17 protein-coding genes and 2 pseudogenes are annotated in these 15,611 nt (G+C 73.4%); 3 read left to right on the forward strand and 16 right to left on the reverse strand.

Annotated elements, in window-relative coordinates; all coding sequences use genetic code 11:
* Together HDR73_RS05490 and radA are read left to right on the forward strand one after the other, a co-directional pair.
* Window positions 1-109 (forward strand): annotated as a pseudogene (locus HDR73_RS05490) (IS481 family transposase); the annotation flags it as partial.
* Between the two features lie 81 nt (window positions 110-190).
* Entirely contained in the window at window positions 191-1,552 is a 1,362-nt protein-coding gene (radA, locus tag HDR73_RS05495) for a DNA repair protein RadA (RefSeq protein WP_041464337.1), read from the forward strand.
* A 59-nt stretch (window positions 1,553-1,611) separates the two neighbouring features.
* Here the strand turns inward: radA and HDR73_RS05500 are convergent, their stop codons facing one another.
* The 16 genes from HDR73_RS05500 to HDR73_RS05575 all read right to left on the reverse strand — a co-directional run bounded on the left by HDR73_RS05500 (window position 1,612) and on the right by HDR73_RS05575 (window position 14,995).
* Window positions 1,612-1,926, reverse strand: a complete 315-nt coding sequence (locus HDR73_RS05500; protein ID WP_012297998.1) for an ArsR/SmtB family transcription factor — start codon at window positions 1,924-1,926, stop codon at window positions 1,612-1,614.
* Between the two features lie 112 nt (window positions 1,927-2,038).
* Window positions 2,039-2,197, reverse strand: coding sequence for a hypothetical protein (locus HDR73_RS05505; RefSeq protein WP_012297997.1), 159 nt, complete (start codon window positions 2,195-2,197; stop codon window positions 2,039-2,041).
* Window positions 2,198-2,314: 117 nt separating this feature from the next.
* Window positions 2,315-2,980: a hypothetical protein gene (locus HDR73_RS05510; protein WP_012297996.1), complete on the reverse strand. Its 666-nt coding sequence runs from the start codon at window positions 2,978-2,980 to the stop codon at window positions 2,315-2,317.
* A gap of 102 nt (window positions 2,981-3,082) precedes the next feature.
* Window positions 3,083-3,625, reverse strand: a complete 543-nt coding sequence (locus tag HDR73_RS05515; RefSeq protein ID WP_012297995.1) for an amino-acid N-acetyltransferase — start codon at window positions 3,623-3,625, stop codon at window positions 3,083-3,085.
* Window positions 3,626-3,676: 51 nt separating this feature from the next.
* Window positions 3,677-3,943 carry a hypothetical protein gene (locus HDR73_RS05520; protein ID WP_012297994.1) on the reverse strand — a complete coding sequence of 89 codons (267 nt, stop codon included), beginning with the start codon at window positions 3,941-3,943 and terminating at the stop codon, window positions 3,677-3,679.
* A 1-nt stretch (window position 3,944) separates the two neighbouring features.
* On the reverse strand, window positions 3,945-5,528 hold the full coding sequence (locus tag HDR73_RS05525; protein ID WP_012297993.1) for a sensor histidine kinase: 1,584 nt from the start codon (window positions 5,526-5,528) through the stop codon (window positions 3,945-3,947).
* Window positions 5,529-5,629: 101 nt separating this feature from the next.
* Complete coding sequence (locus HDR73_RS05530) at window positions 5,630-6,403, reverse strand: response regulator transcription factor (RefSeq protein WP_015491335.1); 774 nt, start codon at window positions 6,401-6,403, stop codon at window positions 5,630-5,632.
* 118 nt (window positions 6,404-6,521) lie between these two features.
* Entirely contained in the window at window positions 6,522-7,550 is a 1,029-nt protein-coding gene (locus HDR73_RS05535; protein WP_041464336.1) for a TerC family protein, read from the reverse strand.
* Between the two features lie 167 nt (window positions 7,551-7,717).
* Window positions 7,718-8,158 carry a TolB family protein gene (locus tag HDR73_RS05540; RefSeq protein WP_223842703.1) on the reverse strand — a complete coding sequence of 147 codons (441 nt, stop codon included), beginning with the start codon at window positions 8,156-8,158 and terminating at the stop codon, window positions 7,718-7,720.
* A gap of 495 nt (window positions 8,159-8,653) precedes the next feature.
* Window positions 8,654-9,718, reverse strand: coding sequence for a sugar phosphate isomerase/epimerase family protein (locus tag HDR73_RS05545; protein WP_012297990.1), 1,065 nt, complete (start codon window positions 9,716-9,718; stop codon window positions 8,654-8,656).
* Window positions 9,719-9,839: 121 nt separating this feature from the next.
* On the reverse strand, window positions 9,840-10,316 hold the full coding sequence (locus HDR73_RS05550) for a hypothetical protein (RefSeq protein ID WP_223842702.1): 477 nt from the start codon (window positions 10,314-10,316) through the stop codon (window positions 9,840-9,842).
* Between the two features lie 291 nt (window positions 10,317-10,607).
* Window positions 10,608-11,564: an ABC transporter ATP-binding protein gene (locus HDR73_RS05555; protein ID WP_012297989.1), complete on the reverse strand. Its 957-nt coding sequence runs from the start codon at window positions 11,562-11,564 to the stop codon at window positions 10,608-10,610.
* Window positions 11,557-12,525, reverse strand: coding sequence for a SagB/ThcOx family dehydrogenase (locus HDR73_RS05560; RefSeq protein WP_012297988.1), 969 nt, complete (start codon window positions 12,523-12,525; stop codon window positions 11,557-11,559). The genes HDR73_RS05555 and HDR73_RS05560 overlap by 8 nt, the downstream gene beginning before the upstream one ends.
* Window positions 12,526-12,583: 58 nt before the next feature.
* A complete protein-coding gene (locus HDR73_RS05565; RefSeq protein WP_287136285.1) occupies window positions 12,584-13,801 on the reverse strand; it encodes a YcaO-like family protein in 1,218 nt (405 codons plus the stop codon).
* A 41-nt stretch (window positions 13,802-13,842) separates the two neighbouring features.
* On the reverse strand, window positions 13,843-14,754 hold the full coding sequence (locus HDR73_RS05570) for a TOMM precursor leader peptide-binding protein (protein WP_012297986.1): 912 nt from the start codon (window positions 14,752-14,754) through the stop codon (window positions 13,843-13,845).
* Between the two features lie 10 nt (window positions 14,755-14,764).
* Window positions 14,765-14,995, reverse strand: a complete 231-nt coding sequence (locus tag HDR73_RS05575) for a hypothetical protein (protein WP_041464335.1) — start codon at window positions 14,993-14,995, stop codon at window positions 14,765-14,767.
* Between the two features lie 172 nt (window positions 14,996-15,167).
* Here HDR73_RS05575 and HDR73_RS05580 point away from each other — a divergent pair.
* A pseudogene (locus HDR73_RS05580) lies at window positions 15,168-15,488 on the forward strand (YqaJ viral recombinase family protein); the annotation flags it as partial.
* Window positions 15,489-15,611 lie beyond the last annotated feature (123 nt).

Below are 15,611 nucleotides of genomic sequence, written 5' to 3' on the forward strand. Positions count from 1 at the left end.
CCAACACCGGGCCGACGCGCTTGACCCCTTCATCGAGCACTACAACACTGAACGAATCCACTCAAGCCACGGGCTCACGCCCGCGGCCCGAGTGTCACCAACGTCATGACCCAGTACACCAGCGCCCGGCCCCGACCGTCGGCGACCGGGGCGTCCGGGCATGTCGGAGGCCCCCGGTAGAGTCCCCCGCATGGCCCGCATCCACTCCACGTACCGCTGCTCGGAGTGCGGGTGGACCACCCCGAAGTGGGTCGGGCGGTGCGCCGAGTGCCAGAGCTGGAACACCGTCGCCGAGGTGTCGCAGACGCCCGCGGCGGCCGGCCGGGTCACCACGCTCACACCCGCCGGATCCAGCCAGGCGCGGTCGATCATGCACGTCGGCACCGCGTCCGCCAGCCACATGCCGAGCGGCGTCGGCGAGCTCGACCGCGTGCTCGGCGGCGGCATCGTGCCGGGCGCCGCCATCCTCATGAGCGGCGAGCCCGGCGTCGGCAAGTCCACGCTGCTGCTCGAGGTCGCCGCGCGCGCCGCCGCGAAGGGCGCGAAGGTCCTCTACGTGACGGCCGAGGAGTCGGTCGCCCAGGTGCGCATGCGCGCCGAGCGCACGGGCGGGCTGCAGGAGTCGCTCATGATCGCGGCCGAGACCGACCTCGGCACGATCCTCGGCCACATCGAGCAGGTCGCGCCCGACCTCCTCATCGTCGACTCCGTGCAGACCGTCTCCAGCAGCACGTCCGACGGCCTGCCCGGCCACCCCGGCCAGGTGCGCGAGGTCGCCGTCACGCTCATCCGCGTCTGCAAGGAGCGCGACCTGCCCCTGCTCCTCGTCGGCCACGTCACCAAGGACGGCTCCATCGCCGGCCCCCGGCTCCTCGAGCACCTCGTCGACGTCGTGTGCCAGTTCGAGGGCGACCGGCAGACGTCGCTCCGCTTCATCCGCGCGCTCAAGAACCGCTTCGGCCCCACCGACGAGGTCGGCTGCTTCGAGATGGCGGGCGACGGCATCGTCGAGGTGCCGGATCCGAGCGGCATGTTCCTCTCGCGCGGTGTGCACTCGGTCTCCGGCACGTGCGTCACCGTCGCGATGGAGGGCCGCCGCGCTCTGCCCGTCGAGGTGCAGGCGCTCGTCGTCGACACGAAGGCGCCGCAGCCGCGCCGCGTGGTCAACGGGGTGGATGCGTCGCGCGTCGCCATGCTGCTGGCCGTGCTCGAGAAGCGCGCCAACGTGCGGCTCTCGGATCGCGACGTCTACGTCTCCACGGTCGGCGGCGTCCGCCTCACCGAGCCCGCCGCGGATCTCGCCATCGCCGTCGCGCTCGTCTCCGCCGTCAACGGCAAGGCCATGCCCCACGACCTCGCGGCGTTCGGCGAGATCAGCCTCGCGGGAGAGATCCGCGGCGTCACGTCGGCGCCGCAGCGCGCGGCGGAGGCCCGGCGGCTCGGCTTCACGCAGATCGTCGACGCCGAGTGGGGCCCGCTGTTCTCCGCGCTGGGCCGTGCGTTCTCCCTCGCGAAGAGCGAGCGGGAGAAGGAGCTCGACGAGGCGTTCTGACCCGGCCGGGCCCGAGCCGCCTGCCGGGCCCGAGCCGGGGCCCAGCCGGAGGGGGGTGCTCAGCCCGCGTCGACGGATCCGACCACGTGCTCGCGCACATGCGCCACGGCGTCGTCCACCACGTGCGTCACGTGCGTGTCCGCCACCTCGTAGCGGGCGATGCGCCCGTCGCGCTCGACGTTCACGAGACCCGCCGACCGCAGCACGCGCAGGTGCTGGGAGACCAGCGGCTGGGACAGCCCCGACTCCTCGACTAGCTCCGACACGCTCAACTTCCGGGACGCCAGCAAACCGATGAGGCCGAGGCGCGACGGCGAGGACAGCGCCTTGAAGAGGTCGGCGGCCTGCTCGAAGCCGGGGGGTGGATAGGTCACCTCAAAGATCCTAGGGCGAGGCGGAGACGCGGCCCGGCGCGGAGACGGCGACGGGGACCGGGCCTCATGGCCGGGTCCCCGTCTCGATCCGCGCGCGTCGTCGCGCGTCGGATCAGTGCTCGTCGTAGTGGTCGCCGTGCTCGGCGTGCTTGTGGCCGTCGTGGACGTAGTCCACGTGGTCCTCGTGCGTGACGGTCTCGTGACCGCAGTCGGCGCCGTGCTGGTGCTCGGCGACGGTGTGCTCGGCGTGGGTCTCGGTGGTATCGGTCATGATGCGTCCTAACGTCGGTGGAGCACCAGGATGACAGACGCATGCATGGATTGCAATGGATGCATCCAATCGAGAACCGTGGTCATGTACGCACATGGCCGCGGGTCGCCGCGCGCGTCAGTACAGCAGGAACGACTTCGGCTCGGCGCTCTTAACGCCGGCCACCTCGACCGACAGCGTGTAGGTCGCGCCGCCGGCGGGCACGGCCGGGCGCTGCTTCTCCTCGCAGGTCGTGGTGGACGACCGCTGGCGCGACCACTCGAACGGCGACGACGTCTGCGGGGTCCGCGCGGCCAGCTCGACCTGCGCGTCCTCGGCGCCCGTCTGGCAGTCGGTCGACTTCCAGTAGACGTCGGATCCGCTCGAGATCGTGAACACCTGCGTGGTCGTCCCGAGGTTCGCGGTGCAGGGCTCCATGCCCGTGTTCGTCACGGTGAAGGAGAGCTTGGGCAGCACGCCCGCCTTGTAGGAGGCGGCGTCGGTGACGGGGGTGACGGTGAGCTGGCCCGCGGCGCAGGATCCGTCGGCGTTCGTCTCTGTGCCGGCGCTCGCGGTGGCGCTCGGGGTGGGATCCGGGTCAGCCGGCGCGGCGGCGTCGGGGGCCGCATCCGCGGTGGGCGTCGCACCGGGAGCTGCGGTGTCGGCCGTGCCGCGGCCCAGGTTGGACACGATGATCACGACGACCGCGATCACGGCCACCACGACGAGGAGCGCGAGCAGACGGCGACGGCGGTATACGGCCGCGGACGGGCGGCCTCCGGGCGAGGTCGAGGTCGAGGACATGAGCACAGGCTACGGTCGGCGCGCCCGCCCGGCCCGGTCGGCGCGCCCGCCGCTCTCCTCCCTCAGGGGATGCGGGGCGGCAGCGGCCAGGACCTGGGAGGGTCAGAGCGCCTTGAGCATGCGCGTGTTGCCGAGGGTGTTCGGCTTGACGCGGGAGAGGTCGAGGAACTCGGCGATGCCCTCGTCGTGCGAGCGGAGCATCTCGTAGTAGATCTCCTGCGCGATGATCGACTCCGCGACCTCGTGGTACCCATGGCGCGAGAAGAAGCCAACCTCGAAGGTCAGGCAGAACAGGCGGCTGAGGCCGAGCTCGCGGGCGTCGTCCTCGAGGCGCTCGAGCAGCGCGTGGCCGACGCCGGTGCCGCGCGTGTGCGGGGAGGCGGCGAGGGTGCGGATCTCGCCGAGGTCCTCCCACATCACGTGCAGCGCGCCGCAACCGACGACCTCGCCGGCCGCGTCGACCGCGACCCGGAACTCCTGCACGTTCTCGTAGAGCACCACGAGGTCCTTGCCGAGGAGGATCCCCTCCATCACGAGCGGCTCGACGAGCTGCTGGATGCGGGGCACGTCGCCGGTGCGCGCGCGTCGCACGCGGATGCCGCCCGCGGGCTCCGCTGGCTCGACGACGGCTGGCTCTGCGCTCACGATGACGACCCTCTCGATCCGCGGCTCGGGCGCCCGGATCAGGGGTCCAGCCTAGCGACGGGCGGGTCCCGCGTCCGGGCGGGCCGGGTCGGTGCCGGGCTCCTCGGGCTCGGCGCCGGTGCCGAGCCGCGCGATCATCCGCGGCGCGATCCACACGACCGCCACCACGCCGACGACCGCGCGCAGCCCGGCGAACACGAGCACCCACCAGCCGACCCCGTCGCCGCCGACCAGCAGCGCGATCCCGATGACGACGAGCGCCGCGTCCGCGACGAACGGCACGCGCAGCCAGAACATGAGGCGGCGGACGGGATCCATGTCAGCTGCCGCCGGGCGGACCGGGCCGGTCCGCGACGGGCGCACCCGAGGGCGGCGCCCAGCGGTCGGACGGCGCATCGGCGGGCGGACCCGACGCATCCCGCGCCTCGCCCGCACGCCGCACCACCGGCAGCCGCACGCCGAAGACCGTGCGGCCCGGCTCCGACTCCACCCACACCGCGCCGTGGTGCGCCGACACGATGGCCTGCGCGATGGCCAGGCCGAGGCCCGTGCCGCCGGTCGTCCGGGCACGGGATCCGTCGCCGCGCACGAAGCGCTCGAACAGGGTCTCCTGCAGGGCGGGCGGGATGCCGGGGCCGTCGTCGGTGACGCGGATCACGGTATGCGCATCCGGACCCGCGCCCTCCACCGCGAGCGACGTGACGACGCGCGTGCCGGCCGGGGTGTGCGTTCGGGCGTTGGCGAGCAGGTTGACGACCACCTGGCGGAGCCGCGCGTCGTCGCCGGGGACGGTCACGGAGCCGTCCGGCAGGTCGAGGTCCCAGTCGTGGTCCGGGCCCGCGGCGCTCGCGTCGCCGACCGTGTCGAGGAGGATGCGCGTGAGGTCGATCGGATCCGACTCCAGCTCGCGCCCCTCGTCGAGTCGCGCGAGGAGCAGGAGGTCCTCGACGATCGTGGTCATGCGCACCGACTCCGACTCGATGCGCGACAGCGAGTGCGTGACGTCCTCGGGCAGCTGGTGCGGCCCGCGACGCGTGAGCTCGGCGTAGCCGCGGATGGAGGCGAGCGGCGTGCGCAGCTCGTGGCTCGCGTCCGACACGAACCGCCGCACCTTCGCCTCGCTCGCCTGCCGCGACGACAGCGCCGCGGCGACGTGCCCGAGCAGTCCGTTGAGCGCGGCGCCCACGCGGCCGACCTCGGTGCGCTCGTCGGTGTCGGATGCGGGCACGCGCGCCTCGAGCGCGACGTCGCCGCGGTCGAGCTCCAGCGCCGCCACGTGGGTCGCCGTGTCGACGACCCGGTCGAGCGGACGCAGCGCCCGGCGCACGATGAGCGTGCCGAGGAGCGCGGCGAGCGCCAGCGTGATGGCGGCGACCACCGTGATCACGAGGATGAGCTGCTCGACCACGTCGTCGGCGGGCTTCGTCGGCAGCCCGGTGACGATGGTCGCGCCGGAGGACGAGGTCTGGCCGACGAGCCGGTAGCTGCCGAGCGCGCCGCCGAGGTCGACCGTGCGCGGGACGCCGTCGGTGGGCACGCTCTGCAGCTGCTCGCTCTGGCGCTGGGTCAGCTCCACAGCGCCCGCGCCGCCGGGCTCGCCCTGGGCGGCGGAGCGGTCCGCGATGTAGCCGCCGGACACGACGCCGTCGATGATGGTCGCGCTGATCGTGCCGACCTGCTGCCCGAACGCGCCGAGCCCACCGGGCGCCCCGGGAAAGCTGCCGTAGCCGCCCGGCTCGCGGTCGACGAAGTCCTGCGAGCGTGCCGCCGTGGCCTCCAGCTGCTGGTCGACCTGCTGCATCAGCGACGTCCGCAGCGCCAGGATGCTCACGGTGCCGATGAAGATGCTCGCGAGCGCCAGCAGCCCCACGACGCTGAGGACGAGGCGGCGACGCAGGGTCATCCCGCGCGCGGCGGCCGTCAGCCGATCGCGCAGCGGCGCGGTGCCGTGCCGCTCGGTGGCCGGCGGCTGGGTGGCCGGCGGCTGCGTGGCCGGCGGCTGGGTCACTCCGCGGCCTTGAGCATGTAGCCGCTGCCGCGCACGGTGTGGATCATCGGGTTCCGGCCGGCGTCGATCTTGCGCCGCAGGTAGGAGATGTAGATCTCGACCACGCTCGACTTGCCGCCGAAGTCGTAGCTCCAGACCCGGTCGAGGATCTGCAGCTTGCTCAGCACGCGGCGCGGGTTCCGCATCAGGTAGCGCAGCAGCTCGAACTCGGTGGCGGTGAGCTCGATGGGGTCGCCGGCGCGGGCGACCTCGTGGCTGTCCTCGTCGAGGGTGAGGTCGCCGACGCGGATCACCGGGTCGACGGTGTCGCTGACCACGAGCGTCGAGCGGCGGATGAGGCCGCGCAGCCGGGCCACGACCTCCTCCAGACTGAACGGCTTGGTGACGTAGTCGTCGCCGCCCGCGGTGAGCCCGGCGAGGCGGTCGTCGAGCGAGTCCTTCGCGGTGAGGAACAGCACGGGGATGTCCTCGGCGTCGGCGCGCAAGCGCGAGAGCACCTGGAGGCCGTCGAGGTCCGGCAGCATGATGTCGAGCACCACGGCGTCGGGCTTGAACTCGCGCGCCGCGGCGAGCGCCTGGTGCCCGTTCTCGGCCGTGCGGATCTGCCAGCCCTCGTAGCGGAGCGCCATCTGGAGCAGGTCGGTGAGGGACGCCTCGTCGTCGACGACGAGCACCCGGATGGGCGACCCGTCGGCACGGGTGAGGCGGGGCTGCGGAGCGGCGGCGGGCTGGAAGCCGGAGGGCGTTGCGGTGGTCACGGGATCCATCATGCGGATGTTCCTATGAAGCGGCCATGAAATGACCATGGGCGAACTTGCACCGCAGCCGATGGGCGACGACGGGCCCGGCGCGTGGTGCGCCGGGCCCGTCGGATCGTGCGGGTGGGAGCTAGTGCTTCTCCTCCGTCGCGCGCGTGACGGTCTCGCCGTCCACGCTCGCGCGGTCCTTCTTCTGCTTGTCGCCGCGGGTCTTCGCCAGGCTCGCGACGGTGGCGACCGTGATGGTCGCGCCGATGAACAGGAGCGAGAACCAGATCGGGATCTCAGGCGCCCACAGCATCGGCTCGCCGCCGTTGATGAACGGCAGCTCGTTGACGTGCATCGCGTGCAGCACGAGCTTCAGGCCGATGAACGCGAGGATCACCGCGAGGCCCTGCGACAGGTACACCAGGCGCTCGAGCAGGCCGCCGATGAGGAAGTACAGCTGGCGGAGGCCCATCAGCGCGAAGGCGTTCGCGGTGAAGACGATGTACGCCTCGTTGGTGAGGCCGTAGATGGCGGGGATCGAGTCGAGCGCGAACACCAGGTCGACGAAGCCGATCGCGATGACGCAGAGCAGCAGCGGGGTGACGAAGCGCTTGCCGTCGATCTTGGTGGTGAAGCGGTCGCCGACGAACTCGTCGTGGACGGGCAGGATCCGGCGGGCGATGCGCACGAACATGTTGTCCGCCGCGTTGCCGCCGTGGTCGCCCTTCAGCTGCTGGTACGCGAGCACGAACAGCAGCGCACCGAAGATGTAGAAGACCCAGGAGAAGTTCTCGATGAGCGCGGCGCCCAGCGCGATGAAGCCGGCGCGCATGATCAGGGCGATGACGATGCCGATCATCAGCACCTTCTGCTGGTACTTCCGGGGCACGGCGAACCCGGTCATGATCAGCAGGAACACGAACAGGTTGTCGATCGACAGGGCCTTCTCGGTGAGGTAGCCGGCGAAGTACTCGCCGCCGAAGCCCCAGCCGTTCGTGATGCCGATGCCGACGCCGAAGATCAGGGCGAGGCCGATGTAGAAGACCGACCAGCGGGCGGACTCGCCGATGGTGGGCTCGTGCGGCTTGCGCACGTGGGTGAAGAACTCGTAGACGAAGAACGCGATGGTGACGGCGATCGTGATGAGCCAGGTGGTCGTGGTGATGTTCACGGGGGTCTCCGGGAATGAGGCCGACGGGATATCGGGACGGCGGGTGGCGCGGACCCCCATGATCCCATGCGGGATCTCCTCACTCCTGGGGAAATACCCGCGCATGCGCTCCGCGGATCGGCCGCTCCGACGTCCGCCCTGCCCCGCGGCCTCCGCGGGCTCCCGGATCAGGTCAGGCTCGGCGCCTGGAACGGGTACGCGACGTACGCGAACCGGCGCGAGTCGGGCGCCCAGCTGGTGACGTTGATGGTGCCCTGGCCGCCAGGGAACGCCGCGAGGTCGCGCGTGCGGTGGCTCTGCCGATCGATGACGCGGAGGATCACGTCGCGGTCGGCCGGGTGGCCGAGCGTGCCGGGCGGGAAGGACAGGTAGACGATGTGCTCGCCGTCGGGCGACGGATGCGGGAACCAGTTGACGCGCTCGTCGGAGGTGAACTGGTGCGTGTCGGAGCCGTCGGTGCGCATCGTGAACAGCTGCGCGTGGCCCGCAGCCACGGATCCGCGCTCGGAGTTGAAGTAGAGCCAGCCGCCATCGGGCGAGAACTCGGCGCCGTCGTCGGGGTAGCCGTCGTCGGTCAGCTGCGTGGTGGGGCCGCCGTCGACGGGCACGAGGTGGATGTTCGTGGTCCACTCGCCGCGCGCGTCGACCTGGCCGCCGATGACGCTGAGCGTCGTGCCCGTCGGGCGAGACGCCGTGCAGGTAGTTCTTGAAGCCGAGCGCCGGATCCCGGTCAGCCGTGATGCGCCGGCCCTCGCCGCCCGCGCCGTCGTTCCAGAGGACGCTGTAGAGGTGGCCGTCGCGGCCGGAGACGTAGACGTGCGCGCCGTCGGGCGAGAAGACGTGGTCGTTGTTGATGGGCGGCACGCCGCCGAGGTCGACCGCATGGAAGTCGACCGCGGGCTCGGGGAGGTCCGGATCCGGCTCCTCGGCGTCGGGCGCGGGCAGCCGCCAGAGCCCGCCCTCGGCGTTCACGACGAGCCAGCGGCCGTCGGGCGTCCAGTTCGGCGCCTCGATGTGCAGCACGGCCGACTCGGCGACCATGCGCTCGGCGCCCGTCTCGACGTCGACGACGAGGAGGCGGGCCAGCTGGCCGTCGCGCAGCGTCACGCGGTGGATCCGGTGGGGCCGTCGGCGGGCGCGGAGCCCGGCGCGTCGTCGCGGTTGTTGGCGAACGAAGAGTCGAAGAGGCTGTCCGGCGTCGGCCAGAGGAGGGAGCGCACCCGCGCGAGGGCGTCGGGGGCTCCGTGCAGGCGGTCCATCCCCGCATCCTCCCACTCGACCGACACCGGGCCGTCGTAGCCGATGCTCCGCAGCGCCCGGAAGGCGCGCTCGAACGGCACGTCGCCGTGGCCGACCGAGACGAAGTCCCAGCCGCGGTGCGGGTTCCCCCACGGGAGGTGGGATCCGAGCCGGCCGCCGCGGCCGTCGGTCGTGACCCGGGTGTCCTTGGCGTGCACGTGGTAGATCCGGTCGGCGAAGTCGAGGAGGAAGCCCACCGGGTCGATGCCCTGCCACATCATGTGGCTCGGATCCCAGTTGAGGCCGAAGCCCGGGCGGTGGCCGATCGCCTCGAGCGTGCGCTTCGTCGTCCAGTAGTCGTAGGCGATCTCGCTCGGGTGCACCTCGAGCGCGTATCGCACGCCCTCGTCGTCGAACACGTCGATGATCGGGTTCCAGCGGTCGGCGAAGTCCTGGTAGCCGGCGTCGATGACCGACTCGGGCACGGGCGGGAACATGGCGACGTACGGCCAGATGCGGGATCCGGTGAAGCCCGTCACGCGCGTGACCCCGAGCGCCGCCGCCGCCTTCGCCGTCAGCTTGAGCTCCTCCGCCGCGCGCTGGCGCACGCCCTCGGCCTGGCCGCCGCCCCACACCTTGGAGCGCAGGATCGCCTGGTGCCGGAAGTCGATGGGGTCGTCGCACACGGCCTGGCCGGTGAGGTGCTGCGAGAGCGCGTGCACCTGGAGGCCGTGGCGCTCGAGGATCTCGAGACGGCCGCGCAGGTACGCGGGATCCTCCGCCGCGCGCCACACGTCGAGGTGCTCCGCGGAGCAGGCGATCTCGAGGGCGTCGAACCCCCAGCCGCTCGCGAGCCGGGCCACCTCCTCCAGCGGCAGGTCGGCCCACTGGCCGGTGAAGAGCGCTACGGGGGTGGTGATCTGGGGCATGGTTCCCTCTCGTCGACGGTGACGGATGACGGTGCGGTGCGGTGCGGTGCGGTGGCGCGGCCCGGTGGCGGCGCGCGGGATCCACGCTACACACCAGGCCGCGCCCGCTCACGGGCCGGCGTCAGCGAAAGTTCGCCGACTGCGTGCGCTGGTAGCCGGCCAGCGTGATGCCGCCGAGCAGCACCGCCCACGCCGCGAGGATCACCAGCGGGAGGCCCATGACCGCGGTGTCGTGCCGGGCCGCGGCGCTCGTCAGCGTGCTCCACGCGCCCGTCGGCAGCAGCACCGTGAGCGACTCCCACGGCGTACCGCTCGTGTCGCCGCCCGTGAACAGACCGCCCGCGAACGACAGGGGCAGGTACACGAGGTTGGCGAGGCCGAGCGCGCCGCGGGCGGGGAACCAGTAGCCCATCGCGAGGCCGAGCAGCGCCATGGGCACGGCACCGGCCAGCACGGCGAGCGCGACCGAACCGAGCGTGGCCGCATCCACCCGGACGCCGCCCGCCAGGATGCCGACCGCGACCACCGGGATCACGAAGACGACGCCGAAGACGCACGCGACCGTGAGCTTGGCGGCGAGGCGGATCCACGCGGGCACCGGCGCCGTGAACAGCCACCGCTCCCACGGCGACTCCCTCGCCGACGCCGAACTGGAACGTCACCGTGCCGAGCACCGAGAACAGCACGTAGCCGAGCAGCACGCTGAGCCGCGCGCTCGGCGGGCCGCCCTGCGGCAGGCCGACGACCGCGTAGATGAGCACGGGGTACGCGAGGAGCGGGAGCACGAAGGCGGGCATGCGCGCGTTCTGCGCGAGCTCGCTGACGACGTGGGCGCGGTAGATGGCGACCCGGCGACCGGCGGTGAGGCGGGCCGGGATCGGCGCGGCGGTCATCGGGCGCATCCCGCGTGATCCTCGGCGCGCGACGGATCGGCGGGGATCGCGTCGGCGCCGTCCGCCAGCACGCGCTCCACGATCTCGCCGAGCCCCGGCTCGACGACCGTGAGGCCCGGCTGCGGCACGGCGGCGAGCACCAGCCCGGCCACGACGTCGGAGCGGTCGGTGTCGATGACCCACCGGATCCGCTCGAGGCCGCGCGGCTCCTCCCCCGCCTCGGGCACTGCGCCGGACGACCGCAGGCGCCGCGCCTCGGCGGCGGTCGCGTCGAAGCCGACCCGACGGACGCCGGCCAGCCCGCGGAAGTCGGCGGCGGTCCAGTGGCCGACCACGCGCCCGTGGTCGAGGCAGACGACGGTGTCAGCGAGCGCCGCGACCTCCTCCATGTCGTGCGACGCGAGGAGCACCGTGCGCCCAGAGTCGCGGACCGCGGCGATGGCGTCGCGCACGGCGGCCCGGCCGGGGATGTCGAGCGCTGCCGATGGCTCGTCGAGCACCACGACGGGCGTCCCGGCGCCGACGACGCACGCGAGCGCGACCCGCCGCCGCTCGCCGCCGCTCAGGCCGCCGGTCTGCCGGGACGCGAGGCGGTCGAGGTCGAACCGGTCGATGGCCGCGGCCGGCGTGAGCGCGGCGGCGTGCGGCACGAGGGCGAGCGCGAGCACCTCGCGGACGGTGAGGTACTCGGGGAACGCGAGCGCCTGCGGCATCACGGCGACCAGCGCCGCCGTGGGCCCGCCGCGCCGCACGTCGTGGCCGAGCACGCGTGCACGGCCCGCGTCGGGGTGGCGGGTCGCGGTCAGGATGTCGATGGCCGTGGTCTTCCCGGATCCGTTCGGCCCGAGCAGCGCGTGCACGAGCCCCGGCGCGAGCGAGAAGGAGGCGGCGTCGAGCGCGCGCGTCCGGCCGAAGGTGCGGGTGATCCCGTCGAGCTCCACCGCGTCAGTCATGGGAGGCCTCCTCGTCGGCGAACCGCCGGGCACCCGGATCCGCGCCGCCGAACGAGATCGCGTAGAGGGACGACTGCGTCACCCCGTCGAGCCCGAGCACCGCGTCGAGCTCGTGGTCCACGAAGCCGACCCAGCCCAGCACCGGCAGCCCCAGCGCGGTCGCGACCAGGAGCGCGTTCTGCCCCACGTGGCCGGCCTCCAGCAGGGTGAGCCGGTAGCCGCGGAGCCCGTACTTGCAGCGCGAGCGCTCGAAGCTGCCCGTGATGACGACCGTGACGGCGGCCGTCTCCGGGATCGGCGCCATGAGCGACGGCGCCGCGCGGCGGAAGCGCGCGAGCTGTCCGTCCCGGTCGAGCCCGGACACGTCGACGAGCGTCTCCTCCAGCGGGTCGAGCTGGTGGATCCCCGGCTCGAGCCCCACCACCGACCGCGCGACCACGTGCAGGTCGAGCGGGTACAGCCCGCCGCCCGAGGGCACGAACCGCCTCGGCGTGCCGTCGCCGCGCGGTCCGTAGGCGAGGCGCAGCACGGTGGCGAGCTCGGCCAGCTCGACCGGCCGCCCGAGCGTGCGCGGCTCCGCCGACCGACGCGCCGCCAGCGTCGCGCCCAGCTCGTGCCGCAGCGGGAGCGCGCGCGGGAGGGGCAGCGCCGGGAGGAGCCGCGGCGCGGAGGTGGCCCCGCCCGGCCCGGCGTCCGCGACGCCCTGCGCCTCCTGCGCCATCTGGTGGGCGTACCGCACGTCGGTCCAGCCGGGGTGCGTGATCCGCGTGATCTTCGACGCCTCGTGGAAGTCCTCCGCGGGGTCGCCGGCCGGCCGGTCGACGGCGCCCCCGACGCTGAAGATCGGTCCCACGCTCCCGAGGGAGCGCGCGGATCCGGCGGCACCCGGATCCGCCGGCGCGGACGGATCCGTCGGAGCCTCCGCCCGGTCGGGGGCGGCGTCGGTCTCGATGGTGCTCATGGGATCCTCCTGGTGCGGCGGGCGATGGGACGACTGCGGGGGCGGGCGGCGCTAGCCGTCACGGGAACGGGTGCGGGACGGGGACGAGGTCGGCCGGCCCGTCGAGCGCGGGCCCGTCGCGCCACCGCCGGTAGAGGCGCGGATGCCCGAGGAACCGCGCCGTGTGCACCACGTCGAGCGCCACGAGGTCGGGGCTCAGCGCGCGCACCACGTGGAAGCCGGCCGCGCGCACCTCGGGCGCCGTGATGTCGGCGAGCAGCACCTCGATGCCCTCCCGGTCGAGCCCGGCGACGACCTCCGCCCAGCTGGCCGGGCCGCCGACGGCCGCGACCCGCTCGTCCGAGACGTCGAGCGCAGCCGTGAGGGGGCGGGCGGACGGGCGGCAGTGCAGCCGGATGTGGTCCTCGAACTCGACCACGTCGGCCGGGTCGATCGTCGGCTCCGCGAGCAGCCGCAGGCACCAGTTGTGCGTGTGCAGCGCCTCGCGGACAGCGTTGAGGATCGCGCGGTCGAGCCGGAAGTCGGCCGCGCAGCCCACGGCGACGCCGATGCGGTCGCTGCGCATGACCGCGAGCAGCACGGGCACGTCGGCCGCCGCGTCGAGCACGCGCACGGTGAACGACGCCTCGAACCGCCCGCACAGCTCCTCCAGGCGCTCGAGCTCGCGGAGCGTCGCGGCGGCGAGCCGGGGACTGCCGCGCCAGCCGAAGGCCGGGGGCGTGGATTCGCGCAACCACGTGCGCTGGAACGCGTCGCGCTCGATGAGCTCCAGCACGGCGCGGCCCGCGGCGAACCCGAAGTGCGGCCCCGCCGCGACGCCGGACGAGGTGGCCGGCTCGACGTGCGGCTCCCGGTGCCCGTCGGCCCGGTGCGGGTCGTCGAACACCACCATCTGCGCGGGCACGTGCACCGTGTCGCCCCGGTGCAGGGATCGCGCCGGCATCCAGGTGAGGAGGTCGCCCGGCCGGGCGCGCTCGAAGTGGAAGGCCGGATCCTCGCGCTGCGTCGGGTGGAAGCGCTGGAAGGCGTCCGGCCCCACCTGGCGGGCGTCCGCGCCGAGGGGCGCGCGGAAGCCGCCGGGTGCGCCCGCGAGCGACATGCGCTCCACGGCCTCGCCGATGCAGGAGCGCCGCGCCTCCATCCGGGATCCGCCCGGCCCCATGCTGAAGCGCTCGGACGCCGTGCCGGTGAGGAACCCCGTGTCCGCAGACCGGCCCGAGTAGAGGGCGTCCGGGATGGCGTCGGGCGTGAAGGCCATGGGATGCGCGTGCTCCACCAGCCCCGTATACGGGCTGACGACGCCCGCTACGCCGCGGCTCATGCGCGCCACGGCGAGACGACTCCCGCGTAGGGGCGGGGACCGCACGTGCCGCACCGGGCGACCCTGAACACGGCGTGCGCCTCCGCCTCCATGAGCTTGGGCTCGATCACGAGCACGGTGCTGGCGACGAGCCAATCGTGGGCGTGGATCCACCGAGCGGCGTAGCGCGCGGCGAACCCGGCCGTGATGGCGTCGAGGCTCGGGTCGCGCGGCACGACGGCGACCGCGTCGGCCGCCGCGGCGTGATCCGCGGCGAACGGCGTGGTCGACGCCCAGCGCAGCGCGACGCACTCGAGGCACGGCCCCTCCCCGGGCACGACCACCGGCCCGACGAGCTGGAACCGGCCGTCGAACGGGTACACCGGGAGCCACGGGCGCCCGGCGGCGTGCATGCGCGCCCCGACGTCCCGGAGGACGGGCCGGGAGGCGACCGCGATGACCAGGTCCGCGTCGTCCTCGTCGCCGAGCTCGGCGGAGGGGAGCGCCTCCGCGAGGCCCGTGAGGAGCGAGGGGATCATGTCGCCCACGAGCGCGACGCGGGCGGGCGAGGCGGGGTCGCGCACGGGGCCGAGCCCGGTGCGGTCGCCGCCGTTGCGCCGCGCCTCGTCGAGGACGTGCGCGAGCTCGTCGGGGACGGATCCCGCGGAGCCGTCCGGCGCCCCGACCACGACGTCGCGCAGCACGAGCTCGTCGACCAGGCGCGCCACGGCGGGGGCGTGCGCGGCGAACGCCCGGTCGAGGTCCGCGCGGGTGAAGGGACGGGAGAGGAGGCGCGACACCGCGGAGACGGCATCGCCCGAGGGCAGCTGCAGGGAGACCAGCTCACGACCGCCGAGGAGGTGGAGGGTGTCCTCCACCTCCCTGACGGCGTAGCGGGGACTCACCGAGTACGTGGTCGACGAATCCATGCGCGGGCGATCAGCGAGGCTGCTGCCGGCCGCCGCCGCCGCTCGACGAGCACGTCGTGCTGCAGCACAGGGTGACGTCGCCCATCACGAGCTCCTCCTCCGCGCCGCGGTGCGTGATGGTGAAGCCGAAGGCCTCCGCCAGCAGCGCGTCGGACGCGTCGTCGCCTCCGGCCGCGGGTGCGACCTCGGTCGCGGTGGTGCGCAGCGGAGCCGGGGCCCCCGATTCCATGAGCAGTGACATTGCCGTTCCTTCCTCTGGGTGGGTGGGACGACGCCTTTCTAACACGATCTTCCGCGCCCTGGGCGTATTCGCTTTCCCTGTTGACAACGGCTCGACAGGACGGGACCATCCGCTCGCGTCGAGGCGGCCCACGGCGGATCCGGCGCGTACCCTGGAACCCGTGACGGACGAGATGCTGGCCTTCCCCTGGGAGGACGACCTCGCCCCTGCCGCACCCGCGCCGCCTCCTCCCCCGCCGCACCTGACGCGCATCGTCGCCCACTCGTCGGACCGCGTCGCCTGGCTCCGGGCCCGCAGCTTCGGCATCACCGCGACCGACGTCGCGCGCCTCGCGACCGACGCCTCGCTCCAGGCCGTCGCGCTCGAGAAGCTCTACGGATCCGGCTTCGGCGGCAACCGCTACACCGACCACGGCCGCGAGCGCGAGCCGGAGATCGCCCGCTGGGTCGAGGCCGAGCACGGCATCGTCCCGAGCGCGCACCTGTTCCACGCGCCGGGCTAGCTGTACTCGGCCGTGACGTTGGTGACACTTCGGGGCGTGTGAAGAGGCCTCCTGGCTTGATGGAGCTGTTCAGTTCAACCATCGCCAGGAGGCCTCGATGTCCCACGGTAATGC

It is taken from the genome of Clavibacter sp., from assembly GCF_014802555.1.
In the GTDB taxonomy this organism is placed as follows: Bacteria; Actinomycetota; Actinomycetes; order Actinomycetales; family Microbacteriaceae; genus Clavibacter; species Clavibacter sepedonicus.